The sequence below is a fragment of the Bartonella sp. AA97HXZ genome, assembly GCF_042196985.1.
Lineage (GTDB): Bacteria > Pseudomonadota > Alphaproteobacteria > Rhizobiales > Rhizobiaceae > Bartonella.
Map to the genome: position 1 here is coordinate 50,985 of NZ_JBHIRC010000009.1, position 17,418 is coordinate 68,402.

10 protein-coding genes are annotated in these 17,418 nt (G+C 36.0%); 1 reads left to right on the plus strand and 9 read right to left on the minus strand.

Annotation, left to right across the window (positions count from 1 at the left end):
- Positions 1-1,454: 1,454 nt before the first annotated feature.
- The 4 genes from ACFINE_RS06290 to ACFINE_RS06305 all read right to left on the minus strand — a co-directional run bounded on the left by ACFINE_RS06290 (position 1,455) and on the right by ACFINE_RS06305 (position 5,825).
- A complete protein-coding gene (locus ACFINE_RS06290) occupies positions 1,455-2,243 on the minus strand; it encodes an ABC-2 family transporter protein (protein WP_375621425.1) in 789 nt (262 codons plus the stop codon).
- Positions 2,227-3,051, minus strand: a complete 825-nt coding sequence (locus tag ACFINE_RS06295) for an ABC-2 family transporter protein (RefSeq protein WP_375621426.1) — start codon at positions 3,049-3,051, stop codon at positions 2,227-2,229. Before ACFINE_RS06295 ends, ACFINE_RS06290 begins: the two co-directional genes overlap by 17 nt.
- Positions 3,026-4,045, minus strand: coding sequence for an ATP-binding cassette domain-containing protein (locus ACFINE_RS06300; protein ID WP_375621427.1), 1,020 nt, complete (start codon positions 4,043-4,045; stop codon positions 3,026-3,028). Before ACFINE_RS06300 ends, ACFINE_RS06295 begins: the two co-directional genes overlap by 26 nt.
- Before the next feature lie 796 nt (positions 4,046-4,841).
- Entirely contained in the window at positions 4,842-5,825 is a 984-nt protein-coding gene (locus ACFINE_RS06305; RefSeq protein ID WP_375621428.1) for an RluA family pseudouridine synthase, read from the minus strand.
- A gap of 206 nt (positions 5,826-6,031) precedes the next feature.
- Between ACFINE_RS06305 and ACFINE_RS06310 the strand changes: the two genes are divergently transcribed.
- Entirely contained in the window at positions 6,032-7,813 is a 1,782-nt protein-coding gene (locus ACFINE_RS06310; RefSeq protein ID WP_375621429.1) for a glucan ABC transporter ATP-binding protein/ permease, read from the plus strand.
- Positions 7,814-9,066: 1,253 nt separating this feature from the next.
- Here ACFINE_RS06310 and alaS read toward each other — a convergent pair.
- From alaS to rplQ, 5 genes are all read right to left on the minus strand, one after another.
- The gene (gene alaS, locus ACFINE_RS06315) at positions 9,067-11,733 is read right to left on the minus strand and encodes an alanine--tRNA ligase (RefSeq protein WP_375621430.1); all 2,667 of its coding nucleotides are present in this window, start codon (positions 11,731-11,733) and stop codon (positions 9,067-9,069) included.
- A 205-nt stretch (positions 11,734-11,938) separates the two neighbouring features.
- The gene (recA, locus tag ACFINE_RS06320; protein ID WP_273791424.1) at positions 11,939-12,982 is read right to left on the minus strand and encodes a recombinase RecA; all 1,044 of its coding nucleotides are present in this window, start codon (positions 12,980-12,982) and stop codon (positions 11,939-11,941) included.
- Between the two features lie 988 nt (positions 12,983-13,970).
- On the minus strand, positions 13,971-15,296 hold the full coding sequence (locus tag ACFINE_RS06325) for a replication-associated recombination protein A (RefSeq protein ID WP_375621431.1): 1,326 nt from the start codon (positions 15,294-15,296) through the stop codon (positions 13,971-13,973).
- Positions 15,297-15,304: 8 nt separating this feature from the next.
- Complete coding sequence (locus ACFINE_RS06330) at positions 15,305-16,699, minus strand: DegQ family serine endoprotease (RefSeq protein WP_375621432.1); 1,395 nt, start codon at positions 16,697-16,699, stop codon at positions 15,305-15,307.
- Between the two features lie 267 nt (positions 16,700-16,966).
- Positions 16,967-17,395: a 50S ribosomal protein L17 gene (gene rplQ / locus ACFINE_RS06335; RefSeq protein WP_273791421.1), complete on the minus strand. Its 429-nt coding sequence runs from the start codon at positions 17,393-17,395 to the stop codon at positions 16,967-16,969.
- Between the last annotated feature and the right edge of the window lie 23 nt (positions 17,396-17,418).

Consider the following 17,418-nt stretch of genomic DNA (forward strand, 5'->3'; position numbering starts at 1 on the left):
TTGAAAAAAATTTAAATAACGTTGATATGGATAGATTATTTGCTAGCAAACAATCTTCTCTATTAAATCAGAGTGTTCACTATTGTGATATTTTAATCTCAATCACTACAACACTTCAATAACAGAAAAAAATATAGATTCACTATAAGCTTAAAATAAAAATTTTGGAATTGATCATATATACAATGAATGAACCGTAAAATACAAAAGTAATCATAACACTAGAAAATGAAAAAGCTTATCACTCTTGTTCACTATTCCTTCCTCTCTCATTTTTTCTGTGTTATTTTTAAAGTCTTGTAAAAGATATGAATTACATGAAAAAAATTTAGCCCTTTGTAATCTCTACGCCATCAATCACATTAGTTTTATTAATGATAAGAAATAACATCTGTATAGCTCTAAGCTTAAAGAGTAACACAAGATTAAAGTATCATTTTTATTTATTGTAAAAGAGGATGTAAAACTTCATTTTTCTCTTATCCTTGTTAAGAAAAATTGAAAAATGATCTTATTAATAATTAAAAAATAGAAAATATTTTTTTACAAAATAATATATTATTTAATTACTTTTTAAAATAACCTATTTAAAATAATATAAATATATTATGTTTATATTGTATGTATTTAAATTGTATATTTTCAATTAAATAATAATATTTATAATAATAATAAAAATATTACATAATAATTATCTTTCTATTAAATAAAATCATAACATGAAATAAGAAATTCATAATAAAATCAATTATAATTTTATTGGTTTACAAGTGCAACAAAGAAATATATTTAATTATGTTATTGAGCTCAGTTGCGTTGCCATCGTTTTTGCCTGCTTGGATTGGTGAATCCTTTTATTTCCAAGCAATTATTAACTGAACTTTGACTGCTCAGCATGCTGAAAAATCTCTATGTGATTGTTGTCTTGATAATTGCTATCATGTTGTTTGGCGAAGCTCTTAGCTTTCTATCGGGCAACTTAAAAGCTTTATTCTGTCAATTTTCTTATTGTTTAAGCAAAAACTCATCCACGTAATAATATATTGAATGTACCAACAAAATCCGCACGAATAACCACATTTTGCACATATAAAAATTACCCATCTTTGACAGTTTTTTAGCATTATAAACGCAACAAAAGTAAATTTTGCTCGGAGGAAAAAGCACTACTAATATTGTACACCATCTTACAATTGGCTTGTATCATCAAGCAGCCATCCAAACTCAAAATAAAACTGATCTAAAACCAAGAAATTTAATTCTCTGATTTTTATTGTAAATTCTTTGTTCATAGCTATAGAAATACAACTGATTTTATGCATGAATATGTCTAATAAAAAATCCTCATGTGTAAATTTTACATGACTTATACCGCCAGCATAAATAACGATATTTTACAGTACGATAGAATTTTCACTCAATTTTTTATTTTTATAATCATGCTGACTTTCATCTCATCCCCCTAATCCATTAAATTTACGCATTGTTTTCTTATAACTTATGAAAGTCATGACCATGGAAAGAAAAGCGCTCAACAGAAGATATCCAATATTCCATTCGCCTTTACCAAGCAACAATGACACAGGCAAGGAAGCAGAAAAAGCCATGGGAAGCATAAACAAAAGCCATTTTACAATGCTTGAGGGATAAATTCCTATTGGTACAAATGAAAGCTCGTAAATCATTTCATGAAAATATTCGACAGGCATCTTACGGCTAATAATAAATGTCACAAAATTAAACATCATGAAAAAACAAATATTGACGATAAAAACACAAAATATTGCAACAATAAAAGAGATCCATCTTAGCTTAAGATCATACATATCCGGCAATGATACGAACAAATAGGCACTAACATAAAGAACAAATAGCTTTATCAGATTAAGTGGTTTGCACCAACCAAACAACATCAACAACCAGATTGAAACAGGCTTTATCAAGTAGGGTTCAATTTTACCATCCGCTACTTTTTCAAAAAACGTTTCAATAGAATGAGTAAAAATATTCAAAAATATCCCAAGTAAAACAAAGACAACAAAGATAAAATGAATTTCATCTCTGCTATAGTTACCAATCTTTCCTGAAAAAGAAGATATTCTATCAATAAATATGAATTGAATAAAATAATAGCATAGAGAAAGAATAAACTCCCCAGCCAAATTCTTACCATAAACAATCTGTCGGCGGATATTCAAAATGATAAAATGAAGGATTATTTTCATCTCAACCACCTGCTCCATTATATGCTTTCATCCCTTTATTCCAAGCAATATAAATTAAGAATAAAAAACACAAAATAGAAGTAAAACTTCCGAAAATAAACTGCTGAAACAACGCTAAATTTTGCGTCGCGAAAAACTCGGCAGGAGCTGATATCATGAAACGATAAGGATTAAATTGCATAAGCGGAATAAGCCACACCGGCCAAAAAGATGGTGGTAAAAGAACACCCCCAAGAAGCGTTGAACTGAGAATACTGAAAGAGAGTAATATATTGTACTCAATCACCCAAAAGCTTAATAAGGCAATTCCAAAAGAGAGTAAAAAACAAAGTAATTGTGATAGAATAACAACCAGAAAAAAGAACAGAAAAGCGATGACCAATCCCAGAATATTTTCATAGGATAAAACAAGCTTAACAACAAAAAGAGCCAATAACGGGATGCTATATAATACACTCTCCCCTAAAAAAGTAAAAAGCATTTGTGTCATATAACTAAAGGGCTTTGTAAGATATACTTCTAATTGACCTTCTTTAACATGATGAGAGAAAAACTTAATCACATTATAACCATTATTTAAGCGACCTAGGACTAAAGCAAAAGCATAATAATACATCATATCATAAAAGCTAAAGCCATTGATGGTGTTGCCCGTATCAGAGAAAAGTGCATTCCATAATAGAAGTTGAATAACAAATGGCGAAAGTGTCCCAATGATAATATCGGTAAAAAACATTGCTCTATCACTTAGAACAGTGAGTAATCCATTCTTGGCAAAAAGAAACATACCAAAGCAGTGGTTAGATAAATTCTTTAAATTTAACACGGAGCATCTCTTCAAGCGAGGGAGTGGATACAGAGAACGTACAGTTCAATTCGGTTGTAATTTCGCGTACAAAACGCACAAAATCCTCACGGGGCAGCGAAACCTCCAGCGAGCATTCTTCAGCGTTAAAGTGCTTATCTTTTAAAGGAGTAGATAATTTCAACGCAATCTCATCAATTTTTTCTACAACAGCTGAAGGTGCAGCCATATGTTCACAAAAAAGTGTCATTCTCACCAAAGAAGGAATGACACTTTTAAGCGCATGAAGATTACCATGAAACTGTTTCTTTCCTTTATGCAAAAGAATAATATCATCGACGTATCCATCAATATCTCCCATATCATGACTTGTGATGATATACCCAGTGCCACGCTCCTTTTTCAGTTTTTTAAGAAGCTCCCTGATTTCATGCTTAGATGTAATATCAAGACCAATACTTGGCTCATCGAGAAACAACAGTTTAGGTTTAAAGGAGAGATTAAATGCCAATTCACTTTTCACTCTCTCACCCAGACTAAGCATCCGCACTGGCTTATCCATAATATGCTCAAGACCCAGCAACTCAGCGATCTCTTTAAGATCACGGGTAAAAGAGGCGCGTTCAAGACCATATAATGGTTGAACCATATCCAAACTGTAGCGTAAGGGCAAATCCCACCATAAACAATTCTTGTGACCAAAGACCACACCCAAAGACTTGAACAGATTTTTCTTCGCTTTATAAGGATCAACACCAAGGACTTTAACACATCCCTCATCAGCGTATTGTATACCAGAAAGTATTTTAATCAGTGTCGATTTACCCGCTCCGTTAGGGCCAAGAATTGCTAACGATTGCCCTGAAAAGAGGGTAAAACTCATATCTTTTAACACATGATGATTTGTATAAACCGGCTTGAAGAGAGAAAAGACCTTGTTTTTAAAACCAATTCCTCTGTCAATGTTGCGATATATTTTTGAGACGTTATTAACGTCAATCAATAATGATCCCATCAGTCACTCCTCATTTCAACTTATCCCCCCTTTGAATGTTTCCATAATAAATATCTGTTTTTGTTCACTAGAAAAAACAAAAGTGTTCAAGCCCTCCCTAGAGCAATAAAACGCGCCTGACGTTTTATCTCCAATTTTTTGTCTAGATATTTTTTCAATGTGATGAGTTCACTTCAATGCAGCATTAAGATACTAAAAACTTATTTCTTCTTTTATGAACGATAGTCTTTTGGATAAACTAAGTAAGTAGAAAAATAATTGCTCATTGAAAGGAGAACTTTGCTAAGAAAGCTTCATTGTGTAAGCAAAGATACAAAGCATAAATCTATACTATAAGCATATCAAACCACATTGATAATAAAACAAACTTCCTTGACAACAGGAATTTTTGAGAGGCTACTTTTCCTCAGCATTACTATAAAATGCCTCCATTATTCCCCATAAAAAAACTAAAATCGCTTTCTCTATTTTAGTAAATATCTTTCAGATTTTATCTAACTCATCTCCCTCAACAGACACGCCTTCCCACTATATGACCTCTATAGATAATTCAAAGAAGCAGCTTCATAAACTCAGATTATTAAATGATACACCATATCCAAAAATAACAATACAATCAATTATGGATAAAGAACTGTAGAAAGAAAGCCATGATATTCGAAAATTTCATCACTCAAAAACACAATTTTCTCATAGCGATTGACTTATCAAAAACTTTCTTCAAATGATGCCCTATTCATCTTATCAAATTTATAGACAAAATTTGTATCAATCAAAAAGAACAAATGAAGTTTGTTTAGTCGGTTTCAGCATCACTCTCATTAAAAGATAAAAGATTAAAACTTTGGACCATATGAGGTGGTAAAGGTGCAACAATGTCCAATATTCCTCCTGAAGGATGCGGAATACGAATACGACGTGCATGAAGATGAAGACGATTTTGAATTCCTCCTGGTAATGTCCAATTACTATCAGAAAAAAAATACTTTGTATCGCCAATGATAGGATGATCCATATGGGCTGCATGCACACGAAGCTGATGTGTTCTCCCTGTATAGGGTTCCATTTCAAGCCACGAAAGAGCCCGCCCTCGCGTATCTAAAACGCGATAGTAGGAAACCGCATGATGTGAATCTGGCTCCCCATGTTCACAAACACGCATTTTGTCACCTTGTGCAGTCATTTCCTTAACCATCCACGTTGAAATTTTGTCTTGCTTTTTTTTAGGCACACCCCGAACCAACGCCCAATAAGTCTTTTTTGTTTCTCGCGCTCTAAAAGCAGCAGTTAAGAACTGAGCAGCTCCCCTTGATCGCGCAACAATAAGCACACCCGACGTCTCACGATCAAGACGATGAACCAAACGCGGCTTTTCACCTTTTTTATTGCGCCATACCTCAAGCATACTATCCATATGACGAGTTAAACCAGAGCCTCCTTGTACAGCCAACCCAGCTGGTTTATTAAAAACAAATACCTTTGGATCTTCATAAAGCAGCATTTTTTTCAAAACGGTCCCATCATCCTGCCCACGAAGTGTTTTATCCGTTATTGAAAGACTTTCCTTGTCATTAATAGGGAGAGGTGGAATACGAACAGCCTGTCCTATACAAAGACGCGTATCGGCTTTAACACGTCCACTATCAACCCGTATCTGACCAGAACGCAACAATTTTTGCAAAGCTCCAAAACCAAGTCCTGGATAATGCACTTTAAACCAGCGATCTAAGCGCATTCCATTTTCATCTGCCTCAACTTTTTTTATTTCTATGCCTGCCATGAAAATTCCCTTACCTGATAATTTTATTGATCTATTTTTGCGCCTTTATAAACACAAAAATTCATATTTTAGTTGGTTTTATCACACCATATTACAGTTAGTATCCAAAATTGCCTTTTCTTAACGTCCAAATTTTATTAGCTAAAAACTAAGCGTTGTAAAAATCAACAGCCTTTACGCTTAATAGCGAATGGAGATAATTAACCGTGTCCTTATTTAAAACCTATGCACGTGTTCTCACTTACCTAAATAGAGAAAAAAATGCATCCCTTTTAATCTGTACCGCTAATGTTATGTTAGCTATTATCACTATTGCAGAACCTATTTTATTCGGACGTGTTATTGATTCTATTTCAGAAAAATCAGCTATCATTCCTACTCTTACCATTTGGGTTTGTTTTGGACTTTCACATATTATTGCTTATGTCCTTGTTGCTCGCGGTGCTGACCGCTTAGCCCATAGACGCCGCTTAACGGTTTTAACGGAATCTTTCGAACGTATCATTGCTATGCCTTTAATTTGGCATCAACAACGTGGAACTTCCAACGCACTCCATACACTTTTGCGCGCAATAGATTCCATGTCAACCATATGGCTTGATTTTATGCGCCAACATCTCTCAACGCTTGTCGCCTTATTGGTTCTCATCCCCATAGCGTTTAATATGAATTGGCGTCTTTCAATAGTCTTGGTTGTGCTTGCCATCACCTATGTATTAATTGCACGTTTAGTGATGCGAAAAACAAAAGACGGACAAGCCGCTGTAGAATGCTATCATCATAACCTTTTTAAACATGTCAGTGATTCAATCTCTAATGTTTCCATTGTACAAAGTTATAACCGAATAAAAGAAGAAGCTTCTACACTACATCAACATACAAATGCTCTGCTTAAAGCACAAAATCCTGTTCTCAATTGGTGGGCGCTCGCCAGTGGCTTAAATCGAATGGCTTCAACAATTTCAATCGTTTGTGTTCTTCTCCTTGGAGCTTTTTTTGTTGCAAAAGATCAATTACGAGTAGGTGAAGTCGTTGCTTTTGTTGGATTTGCACAACTCATGATTAGCCGCCTAGACCAAATGAGCAATTTTATTAATTGTGCAATATCCTCACAAGCAAAACTGCAAGAATTTTTTGAAATGGAAGACTCAACCTTTCATATTAACGAACCGCAAAATCTTCCTTCCCTCCAAAATGTTAAAGGCGCCATACAATTTCATCACGTGACCTATCAATTCCCAAATTCTTCTCAAGGTGTTTTTGATATTTCCTTTGAGGTTAAAGCAGGACAAACTGTTGCAATTGTAGGACCAACAGGGGCTGGAAAAACAACATTGATCAATCTGTTACAGCGCGTATACGACCCTACCCTTGGGCATATCTCCATTGATGGAATAAATATATGCTCAATCAATCGCGAATCTTTACGCAAATCTCTAGCAACAGTATTTCAAGACTCGGGTCTTTTTAACCGTACTATTCATGACAATATTTCAATAGGAAAAGCGAGCGCAACGAATGAAGAACTTTATGAAGCAGCAAAAATAGCAGAAGCTCACGATTTTATTCTAAAAAAAGCTGATTGTTATAACACAATGGTGGGCGAACGAGGATCTCAATTATCCGGTGGAGAAAAACAGCGACTAGCAATTGCACGCGCTGTTTTAAAAAATGCCCCTATTCTCATTCTAGATGAAGCAACAAGCGCTCTTGATGTTGAAACAGAAGCACGTGTCAAAGATGCTCTCGATTGCATAAGCCATAACCGTACTACTTTTATTATAGCACATCGCCTCTCAACAGTACGCAATGCTGATGTGATACTCTTTCTGGATCATGGTCACTTAATGGAAAAAGGAAACTTTCAAGAATTGATCGATAAAGGGGGACGTTTCTCTAATTTTTTAAAGGCAAGTGGTTTAACAATCAAACCACCAGAAAGAGAAGGAGAAAATGTTATTCCCTTACATGAAGCCATAGCTTCATAAAAACGATACTCTTCATAGATCTTATGCAAAAAATGCCTCTTCAATACAATAAGAGTTCTTATATATGATACAAGTAAAAAGATTTCTAAAAATGCCACAATCCATTTTAGGTATTTAAGAAAAATATTAAAACAGTTTAGTATTTTCTCTGCTATTGCAATTTTACTAGATTAGAACAAAAATATTTTCCTATATCTGTGCATACTGACGAGTATACATTCTCATTTAGGGAAAATGTAAAGGTAAAAACAATTTCCAGTTTTACCGTCTTCCTTTCACTCAGCTTTACGAATTTCAAAACGAACTAAAGTAATATCTTTTAAATAATGAATATTATGTATTGCGTTGCACTTTTGTTTATCACTTTCTTTATAGTCCTCTCATAAAGAACAGAACATCATTGTTTTGCACATTCATATAACTTTTTTTAAGAAACATTTCTCAATGCTCTTAAGCCCATTTCACAACGACATTCGTGAGTGGTTTTGATTAATTTAACATACACAGAATTTGAAATAATAAAACCCTACGAATATTCGTAGCTCTTATTCAAAAGATAAAACGATAAATTATCATTATAATTCAATATATTAAAGCAATTTTATCATAAATAAATTAGATGTTAATCTAAATCTTTAGATTTATGTGATATTCATTTGATTTATATTGATAATTCATTACTTTATAACTTGAAATAAAGATTTATAAAGATAGGAGAATATTCTTTTCCAAACCTTTTAATAATAAACCAAAAAACTGTTTTCTTGTACATAACAAGCAAAATAAAAACAACACAATAGCTCTAAGATACAACAACTCTTTTATAAGCCTTTTCAAGAAAAGAGATTTTATTCATTTGAAAACTAATAGAATAATGATAGCTTATAACTTTATAAGGATAATCGTATGCAATAAATCTTGTATTTTTCCTTTCATAAAAAGAGATGTTTCTTCAAAAAATCTATAAGAGCAACACAATAACTAGTCTTCCTAGTAAAAGAATACACAGTAAAGCATGAAGTGCTGCATAATCTATCTTATCTTAAAAAGGTGACTCCTGAAACGCTTGGAAGCTATAAAGCCAAATGATAAAGTGGTGATAAAGACAAACACTGTCTTTATCTTTACAATTGTATTTTCCCCAATTACGCTGTATCTGCATTTCAGAAATACACCAGACAGATATTCATGATACATAGATGCCAACCAAATATAACAATGTGAAAAATACCTATGCAGAATAATTTCATTCTTTAATTTTTTTCAAGAAAATCTTTTAGTGCCGCAAATGCCTCATCAGCTTTGTTCCCCTCAGGACCACCAGCCTGCGCCATATCAGGACGGCCACCTCCACCTTTACCACCAAGCATCGCTGAAAGAATACGAACGAGATCTACAGCATTTAATTTATCCGTTAAATCATCCGTAACACCGACAACAGCACTCCCTTTTCCATCCTCCGAGACACTAATAAAAGCAACCACTCCAGATCCAATTTGTTTTTTCTCAGAATCGACGAGCGCCTTAAGATCCCGTGGTAAAATATTTTTAACAACGCGTCCGGTAAAAGAAAACCCATTGATGATGATAATATCATCTTGGCTCCTTTCTGTTACTCCACCACTCAACATCATTTTCTTGCGTACATCATTCAATTCTTTTTCAAGTTTACGACGATCATCAAGCAAAATTCGCACCCGTTCTTCCACACCAGCAGAAGAAGTTTTTAAAAGATCAGCGATTTCATGAATACGTTCATCTTGGCGGCTAAGATAAAGACGTGCTTCTTTGCCTGTTAAAGCTTCAATACGCCGCACTCCAGCTGAAACAGAACTTTCAGAAACAATATGAATTAAACCAATATCACCTGTTCGCTCCACATGTGTCCCTCCACAAAGCTCAATTGACCAACGCTTTTTTAATCTTTCCTGTTCAAGTGGCTCCCCCATAGAAACAACGCGAACTTCATCACCATATTTTTCACCAAACAATGCCATGGCTCCTTCAGAAATGGCATCATCTACAGCCATGAGGCGCGTTATTACTTTACTATTTTGCAAAATAATCTCATTTGCTAAATCTTCTATTTTTTTCAACTCTTTTGGTGAAACGGATTTTGGATGGGAAAAATCAAAACGCAACCGATCTGGCGATACAAGAGAACCCTTTTGAGTAACATGATCCCCCAATGTTTGGCGTAAAGCTTCGTGTAACAAATGAGTAGCAGAGTGATTCGCGCGAATTTTCTTACGACGAACAATATCAACCGTTAATTCTACACAATCAGACCTCGATGCCTGACCAGATTTCACCTCCCCAATATGGATAAAAACACCATCACCCTTTCTTTGGGTATCATGCACCTTAAAAATAAAATTTTCACCAGAAATGATACCGCTATCACCAATTTGCCCACCAGATTCACCATAAAAAGGTGTCTGATTAACAACAAGCATAGCTTTCTGATCTGAAGAAATATGATCAACAATTTTACCATCACATACAAGAGCTGTAAGAATACCTTTCGCTGTCTCAGTTTCATAACCTAAAAACTCTGTGGCCCCCACTTGATCACGAACAGAAAACCAGATTTTCTCTGTTACAGCTTCTCCAGAACCAGACCAATTGGCACGTGCTTCCTCTTTTTGGCGTTCCATCGCTTTATCAAAAGCACCAACGTCAACAGATATTCCGCGACGACGAAGAACATCTTGCGTCAAATCAAGCGGAAAACCATAGGTATCATAAAGTTTGAAAGCAACTTCACCATTCAAATAGTCTCCTTCTTTAAGATCGGTACTTGCTTCGTTCAACAAACCAAGTCCTCGTTCAAGCGTTTTACGAAAACGTATTTCTTCTAACCTTAAAGTTTCTGAAATCAAAGATTCAGCACGTGTCAACTCAGGATAAGCTTGTCCCATTTCGCGAATTAAAGCAGTCAAAAGTCGCCACATTAAGGGCTCTTTAGCACCAAGAAGATGCGCATGACGCATAGCACGACGCATAATACGACGTAAAACATATCCTCTTCCTTCATTAGAAGGAAGCACACCATCAGCAATCAAAAATGCAGATGAGCGAAGATGATCAGCAATGACACGATGGCTGGCAATAAAATCACCCTTTGCCTCAATCCCTGTAATTTCTTCTGATGCAGCAATTAATGCACGAAAAAGATCAATGTCATAATTATCATGAACGCCCTGTAAAACAGCAGCAATACGCTCTAATCCCATGCCTGTATCAATAGAAGGGTGAGGTAAGTTAACACGTTCTTCCTTGGAAACTTGCTCATACTGCATAAAAACAAGATTCCAAATCTCAATAAAGCGATCCCCATCTTCATTAGCACTTCCAGGAGGACCGCCCCATATTTCATCACCATGATCATAAAAAATCTCCGAACAAGGCCCACAAGGTCCTGTTTCTCCCATCGACCAAAAATTATCAGCCGTCGCAATACGAACAATTTTTTCATCTGGAAGACCTGAAATTTTACGCCACAGTTCAGCAGCAACATCATCACTCTGATAAACTGTCACCAACAATTTATCTTTTGGCAGGCAAAATTCCTTTGTTAAAAGATTCCATGATAAAAAAATGGCTTCTTCTTTGAAATAATCACCGAAAGAAAAATTACCCAACATTTCAAAAAATGTATGATGGCGCGCCGTATAACCAACATTATCAAGATCATTATGCTTTCCACCCGCACGAACACATTTTTGTGCCGTTGTTGCCTGCGTATAAGAAGGTTGTTCAAGTCCAGTAAAAACATTTTTAAACTGCACCATCCCTGCATTTGTAAACATAAGTGTAGGATCATTCCGCGGAACAAGCGGACTAGAAGAAAGAACTTTATGCCCATTACGATGAAAATAATCCAAAAATGTTGACCGAATATTATTAACACTATTCATGTTGACACCTGCTCAATACAGCACAAAACCATAAAAGAAAAATCCCCCTCATTAAATCCTCTTCGCCACGCATGGAGTCAATTTAATCAAAAATGGAATATTTGTTTTAAAAAATTGAGAAAAAAATGACTGCGTATTTAAAAACTCAAACAAAAAAACAGGAAAATCTTAAAGAAAAAAAATTATAGACGAAAAAAACGCCCCATCAAATGGCTTCATCACTTTCTATATTTTCTGACCCTGCATTTTCTAACAATTCAATCGCAATCAAACCAGCATTTTGGCGCAAAGCTGCTTCAATCTCTGTAGCTATTTCCACATGTTCACGTAAAAACTGCTTTGCATTCTCACGCCCCTGCCCTAAACGCTGAGAATTATAAGAAAACCATGCACCAGATTTTTCCACAACACCAACCTTGACACCCAAATCAATCAACTCACCTACTTTGGAAATACCTTCACCATAAATAATATCAAACTCAACCTGTTTGAATGGAGGTGCCAATTTATTTTTCACCACTTTAACGCGCGTCTGATTACCAACGATTGAATCCCTATCTTTAATGGATCCAATGCGACGAATATCTAAACGAACAGAAGCATAAAACTTTAAAGCGTTTCCACCCGTTGTCGTTTCAGGAGAACCAAACATCACACCAATTTTCATGCGAATTTGATTAATAAAAACAACCATACAGTTAGAGCGAAAAATTGCTGCGGTTAATTTTCGTAACGCTTTACTCATTAACCGAGCTTGCAATCCGGGCAAAGCATCACCCATTTCACCGTCAATTTCTGCTCGCGGTGTTAAAGCTGCGACAGAATCCACAACAAGCACATCAACGGCACCAGAACGAACCAACGTTTCTGTAATTTCCAATGCCTGTTCACCGGTATCTGGCTGAGAAATGAACAAGTTTTCTAAATCAACACCAAGCTTACGCGCATAAATAGGATCAAGCGCATGCTCTGCATCAATAAAAGCACAAATCCCACCACCTTTCTGTGCCTCAGCAATAGCATGGAGAGCCAATGTCGTTTTCCCAGAACTTTCTGGTCCATAAATCTCAACAATACGCCCCTTCGGTAATCCACCAATCCCTAAAGCAATATCCAAGGATAACGATCCTGTTGGAATTGTTTCAATTTCAACAACTTGCTCTTTTTGCCCAAGACGCATAATCGAGCCTTTACCAAAAGAACGTTCAATTTGTGAGAGAGCAGCATCAAGAGCTTTTGTTTTATCCACGATTATATCCTTGACCGAATTCATAATAACCTAAAACTTTAGTGTACACTGTACTTTTAATTTAACTAAAGGTTTGAGTTTAGAGTTTCACAGACTATTTCCATTCCTATCTCCACATTATGTCCATAAACATTCATGACCATCACAATAAAGAATTGGCATTGCTTATCTTATGACACATAATAAACTCCAATAAAGTAATATCTCTATGGGAGCATAGTTAACATATTTATATCTCTCTAGAAAAGGAACAATTTAATTTTAAACACAATGTTCTACAACCCTTCTGCTTATCCCTTTGATTAAATACTTGAGAGACTAAGAATTCTCCCGCTATTGATCACACAAAAAACGCATCATCAATCAACCTCATACCCTATTGCATCGAAGAACAAAACGCTATTGTGTTGCATATTCATGCACTTGATTTAAGAAACATCTCTCAAAACTTCCAAGCTCATTTTGTGACAACACCTATGAATGTGGTATACTGCAAAACCCTTTAGGCACCACCATCTTTACTCTATAGAAGGAGCAAGCCGGCACCATCACACTATTTATCATCCTCCAATATTGCAACAGCTCTCGGCACTTGAGACAATTCATAAGAGGGATTTTTAGTCTTTTCTTGTACAGTTTTTATCACACGCTAATCCTGCTTGTAACATGCAAGCGAATAACTTGATTGCTTCAACAAATAACAGACTTGGGATGAGAGAAATTTACGGTATTTGAAACTTTCATTCAACTTACGAAACAGTCAATCATCATTATAAGTCAATATATTATTTAATAAAAACCAAAAAAAATACAGCAGCTTAAAAGTTGAATGACATATTTAAATTTGAAAAAACATGCACTTTTGAAAATATCAAAAAAAATCTCTACAAGCAATGCAATAAATGTTTAAAATATAAGCTAAATTTCTCATACAATAACATAAGAGATAAAATAATAAATCCAAGATCAATAAAAAACGTATTTCAACTCAAATTTTATTTTGATCTTTACGTTTTTTGCGCAACTGTTGCCACCACTCAAGACGTTTCACAATTTCACGCTCAAAACCACGCTCAACTGGTTTATAATAACTCTGACGCCCAAGTTTTTCGGGAAAATATTCTTGTCCTGAAAAAGCGTCTGGTTCATCATGGTCATAACAATAACCACTTCCATACCCTTCTTCCTTCATAAATTTCGTAGGCGCATTAAGAATATGCTTAGGAGGTGGTAAAGAGCCATTTTTGCGCGCACAACGCAGTGCTGCTTTATACGCAAGATATGCTGCATTTGACTTTGGCGCAGTTGCAACATAAAGACATGCTTGCGCCAAGGCCAATTCTCCTTCTGGTGATCCTAAATAATCATAGGCATCTTTTGCTGCATTACAAATGACAAGAGCTTGAGGATCCGCCAAACCAACATCTTCAACGGCCATACGAACCAATCTTCGCCCAATATAGAGAGGATCTTCACCAGCATCCAACATACGTGCCAAATAATAAAGCGCAGCATCAGGATCAGATCCACGAATGGATTTATGCAACGCTGAAATGAGATTATAATGCCCATCTCGTCCTTTATCATAAATAGGCGCACGACGCTGAATAACTTTTTGCAAAGCAACAACATCAAGAATCTCTCCCAATGGTGCAATAGACCAAACTTCCTCTGCCAATGTTAACGCAACCCGCGCATCACCATCAGACATCTCTATCAAAACGTCTCTGGCATCATTATCCAAGGGAAGAGTTTTTCCCTCCACTTCTTCAGCACGCCTCAAAAGCATGTCCAAACTTTCATGATCATGAGAAAGAAATGTTAAAACACGTGCACGCGAAAGAAGGGCAGCATTCAGCTCAAAAGAAGGATTTTCGGTTGTTGCACCTATAAGTACCACAGTACCCTCTTCCATTACAGAAAGAAAACTATCCTGCTGTGCACGATTAAACCGATGAATTTCATCAACAAAGAGAAGTGTTTTATCCCCAGATATAAAACGCCTCTGCGCAACTTCAAAAATCTTTTTAAGTTCAGAAACTCCTGTAAAAATAGCAGAAACCTGTTCAAACACGAAATTTGTTTCAAGGGCTAACAAACGTGCAACAGTCGTTTTTCCCGTCCCTGGAGGTCCCCAAAAAATCATCGATCCAATTGAGCCTGTTGCCGCCATACGTGAAAGCAAACCATCCTCTCCAATCAAATGCTTTTGTCCCACAACATCATTGAGAGAACAAGGACGCATTCTTTCTGCAAGTGGCTGATTTTTATTAACTTGAAAATCAAACGACGAAGTAAAAAAATCTTTCTTCAAAAAAAACCTCAACGAATAAATTGGCGAATATACATACCATCACGTTCATATTCCAATTGCCACATATTTGAGCGACCTTGCATAAGAACCTTTTTCAACTGATGAACTGTTTGAATTTTATGGCCATTTACAACACGTAGAATATCTCCTGACTGAAAAATTCCAGCTGCATTGCTCATTTTATCAAGATTGGTAATCACAACCCCTTTTGCAGATATAGGAAGATGAAAACGTCGACTATTTTGCGGTGTCAAATCTAACACTTCAGCACCAGCAAGAGGACTGTCACCCGTAATTTTTTCAGATTTTAAAAATGCAGTTTCTGATATCGATGAAACTGTTATTTGTGTTTTTAAAGTTTTTCCACTTCGTAAATATTCCAAAGCAAGACTATGCTCAACGTCAGCTGTCATCAAACGATAACCAAGACTATCTGGACTGTCAACGCGTACCCCCTGCACACTCAAAATAACATCACCTACTTTCAATCCAGCTTTTTCAGCAGGACTATCTTTGATAACTTCAATAATCAGAGCACCATAGGGACGTTCTAAACCTAAACCACCAGCAATATCAGCTGTAACATTTTGAAAAGAAGCCCCAATATAAGGCGGCACAAAATATTTTCCACCGCGTTTAACAGTATCAAGCATCACTTTTACAAGATTAACTGGAATAGCAAAACCAATCCCTACAGAACCACCGGAACGCGAATAAATAGCCGTATTAATTCCGATTAACTGACCTTTCATATCAATTAAAGCGCCACCAGAATTCCCTGGATTAATGGCTGCGTCTGTTTGAATAAAAAAGTCAAAATCAGAAACCCCAACACGTGTACGCGCTTGCGCTGAAACAATACCACTTGTAACTGTTTGACCAACACCAAAAGGATTACCAATAGCAAGAACAAGATCACCAACTTCAACAGCATCAGAATTTCCCAAAGAAAGAACCGGAAATTGAGCATCTTTTTCCTTAACTTCAAGAATGGCAATATCAGTTGCTTCATCTTTGAGCACGACCTTACTCTCAAACTCCCGTCCATCAGAAAAAGCCACTTTAATTTCGCTTGCATCTTTAATGACGTGGTAATTTGTAACGATCAAACCACGTGCATCAACAATCACCCCTGATCCTAATGACGATTGCTTACGAACAGGAAATTTATTTTGAAAACGACCAAAAAATTGCTCAAAAAATGGATCGCCTTCAAAAGGTGATCGAGCTCTAATTTGTCGAGCTGCATAAATATTTACAACAGATGGAACTGTCTTTTTAACTAAAGGAGCAAATGAAAGAGTGATTTCTGTTTGTGTTTGAGGAACATGAGCATATACATGATCAAATGATATCTGCATCATAATTGCAAAAAAAATCCGCACCCAAAAAGAATACCTCATAATCCACTCCTTATAAAATCAGCACATTCTGTTGAAGATTAATAGAATAAAAAAACGTATCCCCGCAAATTAAGGACCTCTATTAATATTTCATAATAGAGAATAAAAACAACCTATTTGAACAATAAATATTATAAAAATAAGATAATTCAATATTCTATAATTTTCTCTCTGCACCTATTTCTCAACTAAAACAAACTTAAAAATGCTCACAAAAAAACCGCCCAAGACAAGGCGGCCTTTAAAAACCCAACAGAATAAAAAACTCTACGAAGATGTTCCCTTTTCATTCTCAGAAGCTTCCATGCGAGCACGATCCCCAGCACCCTTCGCTTCAACATCACGATCAACAAATTCTATAACAGCCATGGGCGCATTATCACCGGTACGAAACCCCGCTTTCATAATACGCAAATACCCACCGTTGCGTGATGCATAACGTGGCGCAAGCGTATCAAATAATTTTGCAACCTTTCCTGCATCACGAAGTGCTGCAATAGCTTGCCGACGCGCATGCAAACCACCACGCTTACCAAGAGTAACGAGTTTTTCAACAATAGGACGAATTTCTTTAGCCTTTGGAAGCGTTGTCACAATCTGCTCATGCTCGATCAACGAAGTTGCCATATTTGCAAACATCGCTTTACGGTGACTGGCAGTACGGTTCAACTTGCGTCCTGACTTACTATGGCGCATAAGCCCTCTCCTTAAATTCTAAT

Bases quoted from the DNA above. Each gene is read 5' to 3' on its own strand.
- ACFINE_RS06290 (WP_375621425.1), bottom strand. From the start codon at position 2,243: ATGGAGCAGGTGGTTGAGATGAAAATAATCCTTCATTTTATCATTTTG.
- ACFINE_RS06300 (WP_375621427.1), bottom strand. From the start codon at position 4,045: ATGGGATCATTATTGATTGACGTTAATAACGTCTCAAAAATATATCGC.
- ACFINE_RS06305 (WP_375621428.1), bottom strand. From the start codon at position 5,825: ATGGCAGGCATAGAAATAAAAAAAGTTGAGGCAGATGAAAATGGAATG.
- alaS (WP_375621430.1), bottom strand. From the start codon at position 11,733: ATGAATAGTGTTAATAATATTCGGTCAACATTTTTGGATTATTTTCAT.
- ACFINE_RS06330 (WP_375621432.1), bottom strand. From the start codon at position 16,699: ATGAGGTATTCTTTTTGGGTGCGGATTTTTTTTGCAATTATGATGCAG.
- rplQ (WP_273791421.1), bottom strand. From the start codon at position 17,395: ATGCGCCATAGTAAGTCAGGACGCAAGTTGAACCGTACTGCCAGTCAC.